Raw genomic sequence first — 5199 nt, forward strand, 5'->3', positions numbered from 1 at the left:
GTGAGCTGACGCGGGCGCTGCAAGCGAAGCTGCGGCGAGCGCGCGACCAGCTTCTGACCTTTGTCGACTGGCCTGGCCAGGTCGGGGCGACGAACAACGCCTGCGAGCGCGACCTGCGTCCCGCCGTGATCCAGCGCAAGGTCACCAATGGCTATCGCGCGATGTGGGCCGCTCAGGGCGAGGCGGACGTGCGCACCGTCGTCGACACCGCCCGCCTCGCGCCGAACACTAGCGTATTCGGCACGATCCTGACGACTGTCACGGCCTGACCGCTACGCCGCAGAAGTCAGAGAGGGGGTGGGGAATTACTGGTCGAGCTGTTCGCGGAGCATTGGAGGTGCGCTGGTTCTGTTGCATCGTTTGTGGATCGAGGCGGTCGCAGCCATGCTGGGACATGGCAAGACGGCGGCTGGCGACACTTCGGGCGGACCTGACCTTCAAAGGCCGCCAGTTCACCGCCGAGGTGATCCTCTGGGCGGTCCGCTGGTACCTCATGTTCCCGATTAGCTACCGCGACCTCGCGCTCATGCCGCAGGAGCGCGGTGTCGACCTCGCACACACTACCATTTTCCGCTGGATCCAGGCCTATGCACCGGAGCTGGAGCGGCGGCTCCGCCCCCATCTGCGCCTGTCCAACGGATCGTGGAGGGTCGATGAGACCTACGTTCGGGTGAAGGGCCGCTGGATGTACCTGTATCGGGCGGTCGACAGCCGTGGCCAGACGATCGACTTCCTGCTCTCGGCCAAGCGGGATACCGACGCCGCAAAGCGGTTCTTCCGCAAGGCGCTTGGGCGGCCGCATACGGTGAACCCGCGCACCATCACAGTGGACAAGAACCCAGCTTACCCGTGCGCCACGGCGGATTTGAAAGCAGACGACGAGTTGTGGCGCTTCGCCCGGCTACGACAGTGCAAGTTTCTCAATAACATTGTGGAACAAGATCACCGGCGCGTAAAACGCCTGGTCAGACCAGGGCTTGGCTTTGGCAGCTTCCACACGGCGCGACGAACACTGGCAGGCTACGAGGCGATGGCGATGATCAGGAAGGGGCAGGTTCAGGGTATTGGCGGGCGCAACATCAAGGCTCAAGCTACCTTCATCGCCGAGCTGTTCCAGTCTGACGCTTGATCTCCTGCTATGCAGGCCATGTGCGACCCGCAGCAAACGCTGCAACACAACCCGATGGTCGAGGATTTGCTGGTGCTGCCCTATGCGAAGCAGGGGCTCATTGGCGAGGTGTATGAAAGCGCGTGGGTCCTGTCCGAGGAGCACGACGAGACCGGCCGGGTGCTGAGGGTGCGCGGCCTGCCCGGCGCCATCACGCGGCTGCAGCGGAGCCTCGCCGCGCACTGAGCCATGGATCCCGTCAGGGGGACCTCGTCCGCGCGTCTCGATCTTGTCCTGAGGTAAACACCATGAACCACCGGTAGGGCGGAATGGTTGGGAAGAGATTGAACTCATACCAAGTCCCAGTGGTCCCAACCTATCGGCGGCGCATTGCCGCCCTGGCGCAGCCCGCCCTCGGCCTCGCTGGAGCTTCTTTACAGCATGGGTTCTGATCAGCGGGATTTGGTATCAGTGGCATCGGGCGCGCCATGCCGCCTGCGCGGCAGTTCGATGCATCGGCGCGGGGCTGGAGGCTGCTACCAGGGCCGGTAGTCTCCCGCTACCCTCGCCACCTACCCGGGAGACCGCCATGGACGCCGTTCGAGGAAAGCAGCAGGGCAGTGAGGGATCCGGGCGCCCCCCCAGCCTGCCGCTTCCCGCCACCTCCAGCGAGGCCATCACAGTCCTCGCCCATTTTCATCGGGCGGAGATCGCACGGATGTCGGGGTGGAGGGACCGGATCGACCTGACGACGAACTGGGCCATCACGGTGGTGGCAGGAATGCTCTCCGTCTCGCTGTCGACACCCAGCGCCCACCACGGTGTCCTTCTCTTCGCCATGGTGCTGGTTTTCCTGATGCTCTCGATCGAGGCGCGGCGCTACCGGTTCTTCGATGTCTACAGGACGCGAGTGCGGCGGCTCGAGCGGAACTACTACGCGCAGGTCTTCGCCCCTCGTGCGGGCGTGGAGGAAAACTGGGCAAGGCACCTGGGCGACGACCTGCGGGAGCCGCGGTTCCTGATGCCGCTGAGGACGGCGATGTCGCGGAGGCTCCGGCGGAACTACTTCTGGATGTTCCTCGTGCTGCTAGCGGCCTGGATCCTGAAGATCTCATCATCTTGGCTGCTGCGGGACGAGGTTGCAGTCGACCCGGCGAAGCCTGTGCCAGGCATGATCCAGAATCTGGCGCTCGGCCCTGTTCCGGGCTGGGTCGTGCTCATTGCGGTGGGCGCATTCTACTGCTGGCTCGGCTATGCCACCTTCCGCCCGCCCGAGAAGTTCGGCGAGCTGACACACGGCGATGTCCACGTTTGAACCGAGCGCGAGATCCCGCTTATTTCCAAAGATTTGTTGCGTAATGGGACCGCGCGACGAGACTCGCCGCCACCTTGCCACGTCGCAGCTTCTGACTGGTCGATGCGGCATCGCGAGATTGCAGCAAAATCCGTTCGGACGCCTCGAGTGGAGCTTCTCGGGCGGTAGATGCAGCTCCAGGCCTCGCCACCGGAGCCCGTCAAAATAACTTCGTTCTACCGCTCCAATATGAGAAGGCAGCCCCGAAACACCCGTGATCTGTAGAGACGATTTGGCCGCGGCCAGGGATCAGCTTATGGAGCCAAATTGCTGGATCCGGCGTTGCTTCACCATCCCACGTTGGAGACGCCAATGCGACCAGACCGCCAGATCCTATTGCCAGTCCAGCCAGAAACAAGCCTGTGAACCACACTGTATCGCTCCTGGGACAGGAACCGGATCCGCAGGCGCAAAAGCCAACCGAACAACTTAGTGATCTAGGACTGCTGGGCGGCTCGGCCGGCGCGGGTTCCATGGCAGGGACGGGCGGAAGCAGAGGATAGCAGATGCTTCCACGATGAGGCTTTAGGCCCACACTAAGCCAGCGGAACCGGCTTCGCTCAATATGAGGTGGACCATGTCAAACACCGACCCACTACCTGGATCCGGCTGGTTACCAGTCGATGCCATGGACGATCTTGCCGCACGGCATGATGCTGTCAGTCAAGAAATTACCCAACGCCTCCTTGGCATGTCGCCACGCGCTCGTGTGCTGGAATTGATGCTTCTTGCCGCTGCTGGGGTAGATGCCAGCGAGCGTTTGCGGGCTAGCGATCTTGCCCATGCGCTCGAATCCTTCGATGGCTCGGAGGAGGTAACTGACCACGAGCTGTGTCGCATGTTTTCTAACCTCGTCCTCAAACAGTAACGAAAAGCTGCGGAAAATAGGCTTTCTGTGGGAGATGTGATCCTCTGGTCCAACCAAACTCGATTTTGGATTCGGAATCTGCGGAATAGCGGCCGCCAGGTCGTGACGGCGCAGCACGTCGCCACTCGGGATGGCGGGCGAGCGCTAGTGGCGGGGACGGTACCCCGGGGATAGGCGCGAATGAGCGACCCTCTCTCCGCCCCGTGAAGCCCTGACCTGGCGCCCGGATCCGGAGGGCCTCGAGCGGTGCCGCCGGGCCACCTGGAAGCATGGCCGGCGCAGCGCCGAGGCGATCGCGGCGCAGCGGCTGGGCGGCGAGGCACGGTGGATCGTCGCAAGCCTTCGGGCTACAACAGGCTGCGGAAGTTCGGTTCTCTCCGGCGTCGGGAGCTGATTTGCTCTCCGCTCGGCCGAGCGATGTCTTCCCCCCTGCTGCCATACTGTATGAATGAAAATGCCCTCTTCTGAAAGACTTAGGAATCGGACATATAAGGAGTCGCTATACGGTTTGTCTGGACCGAAGTACGGCAGCTTTTAGTGTGGGACCGGCGCGGTCCCGGTTTTAGTGTCCGTCCGGGAACAAACGGCCTAATTTCAGGCTTCTTCGGACCCGACTTTTCGTACCGAAGGCGGTCCAACACTGCGCTGAAGCGGATGGGTGGAATGGTGGCCGCCACTACGCTGCTTCGGTAGCCGCTTGATTTGGCCCACATTGTTCCCGGACGGACACTTAGGCGCTTGCCCCCGAAGCTCCACAGGAACCCCCCAAGGCGCCCTCCTTCTTGCCCTTTCGGTGGGCGTCGTCGAGCGCCTTGGGTCCCCCCTATGGATTTCGGGGACAAGCTCTGCCAGTGCGTCATGGGCCTGGGCCAATCCATCGTTGCGTGCGGCCTGGGTTGCCTGCGCCACCCTCGTGGCCATGCACAAATGGCTCGGCGTGTCAGGTGCTCGGCCACGGTAGCCGGTCGGCCTCGTTGTAGGCTGGCTACTGCTCGGCCGGCACGGCGATGAGTATGCCCTCGTAGCCGCTCCGGATCTGCAGGGCCAAGTGGCAGGCAGACACCTGCGGGGTGGGGTGGGTGGCTTGGCGTGCCTGCTCGATGCAGCGGTGCAGCAGAGCCAGGACGTTGTACGCAAGCATCGCGACGGCGAAGCCGAGCAGCGCCGCACGTGGGTGGCCGAGGCTGCGGATCTCGCTGTGTAAGCACTGCCTCGAGCCGCTGGAACATGCACTCCACGCACCACCACCGGCGGTACAGCCGGGCAATCTGCCGTGCGTCGACCCGTTCGGGCAGGTTACTCCACAGCCGGATGGTGCTCTCACCCGCCTCGGTCGGTGTGTCCAAGGTGAGTTCGATGCAGCGCCATGGTTCGGCCGCCCCGGCCAGCGCGATCCGCTGCTCGCGCAGCTCCCCGGTGTCAGTGCGGCCGCACGCGCGCCAGGGCCCCTCGGTGCAGCAGGTGGAGGGCTTCGCCGAGGAAGCCAGGCGCCAGTCCCGCGCCGTTGCCGAGGCCGACGCGCGGCGCGAGGACGACGTGATGGGCCGGATCGAGGCCGTGAGGGACTAGGAGGAGTGGGGGAAGGCTAATGCTCGCGGCACCCGGCCCGCGCCCTCGGCGGCCTGTCCCACCTCTCGACGACGCGGCGATGCTCCTGGCGTGAGTGCCGACCAAGACGGCGTTCAGGTGAACAGGCTGTAAAACATTCGTGCCGAGGTCGCCGCCAGGAACACCGCGAAGGCCCGCTTCAGCCATAGCGGAGGGATGGTGTGCGCCAGGGTAATTACCCACCCCCTCCTAACTTCAACGGCGGAGCGGTCAGGCTGTGACGGTCGTCAGGATGGTGCCGAAGACGCTGGTGTTCGGCGC

General features: G+C 64.0%; 6 protein-coding genes and 1 pseudogene. 5 read left to right on the forward strand and 2 right to left on the reverse strand.

The window, feature by feature from the left end:
• The 4 genes from BLR02_RS27805 to BLR02_RS27820 form a co-directional block, all read left to right on the forward strand.
• Positions 1-269 (forward strand): IS66 family transposase (locus BLR02_RS27805; protein ID WP_143018381.1); only part of this gene is annotated, 269 nt, incomplete at its 5' end.
• Positions 270-394: 125 nt separating this feature from the next.
• A complete protein-coding gene (locus tag BLR02_RS27810; protein WP_090665445.1) occupies positions 395-1129 on the forward strand; it encodes an IS6 family transposase in 735 nt (244 codons plus the stop codon).
• A gap of 18 nt (positions 1130-1147) precedes the next feature.
• Positions 1148-1354, forward strand: a complete 207-nt coding sequence (locus BLR02_RS27815; RefSeq protein ID WP_245705001.1) for a hypothetical protein — start codon at positions 1148-1150, stop codon at positions 1352-1354.
• A 343-nt stretch (positions 1355-1697) separates the two neighbouring features.
• On the forward strand, positions 1698-2423 hold the full coding sequence (locus BLR02_RS27820) for a DUF2270 domain-containing protein (protein ID WP_090665447.1): 726 nt from the start codon (positions 1698-1700) through the stop codon (positions 2421-2423).
• 652 nt (positions 2424-3075) lie between these two features.
• Here BLR02_RS27820 and BLR02_RS29120 read toward each other — a convergent pair.
• Both BLR02_RS29120 and BLR02_RS30725 read right to left on the reverse strand, forming a co-directional pair.
• Positions 3076-3447 (reverse strand): hypothetical protein, encoded by a 372-nt coding sequence (locus tag BLR02_RS29120; RefSeq protein WP_143018382.1) that lies wholly within the window; start codon positions 3445-3447, stop codon positions 3076-3078.
• An 874-nt stretch (positions 3448-4321) separates the two neighbouring features.
• Positions 4322-4778 (reverse strand): annotated as a pseudogene (locus BLR02_RS30725) (hypothetical protein); the annotation flags it as partial.
• On the opposite strand from BLR02_RS30725, the gene BLR02_RS27825 reads away from it, so the two are divergent.
• The gene (locus BLR02_RS27825; RefSeq protein ID WP_143018383.1) at positions 4687-4899 is read left to right on the forward strand and encodes a hypothetical protein; all 213 of its coding nucleotides are present in this window, start codon (positions 4687-4689) and stop codon (positions 4897-4899) included. The pseudogene BLR02_RS30725 and the gene BLR02_RS27825 overlap by 92 nt on opposite strands.
• Positions 4900-5199 lie beyond the last annotated feature (300 nt).

Origin of the sequence: Belnapia rosea (genome assembly GCF_900101615.1) — a bacterium.
Taxonomy (GTDB): Bacteria; Pseudomonadota; Alphaproteobacteria; order Acetobacterales; family Acetobacteraceae; genus Belnapia; species Belnapia rosea.

Bases quoted from the DNA above. Each gene is read 5' to 3' on its own strand.
- BLR02_RS27810 (WP_090665445.1), top strand. From the start codon at position 395: ATGGCAAGACGGCGGCTGGCGACACTTCGGGCGGACCTGACCTTCAAA.
- BLR02_RS27815 (WP_245705001.1), top strand. From the start codon at position 1,148: ATGTGCGACCCGCAGCAAACGCTGCAACACAACCCGATGGTCGAGGAT.
- BLR02_RS27820 (WP_090665447.1), top strand. From the start codon at position 1,698: ATGGACGCCGTTCGAGGAAAGCAGCAGGGCAGTGAGGGATCCGGGCGC.
- BLR02_RS27825 (WP_143018383.1), top strand. From the start codon at position 4,687: ATGCAGCGCCATGGTTCGGCCGCCCCGGCCAGCGCGATCCGCTGCTCG.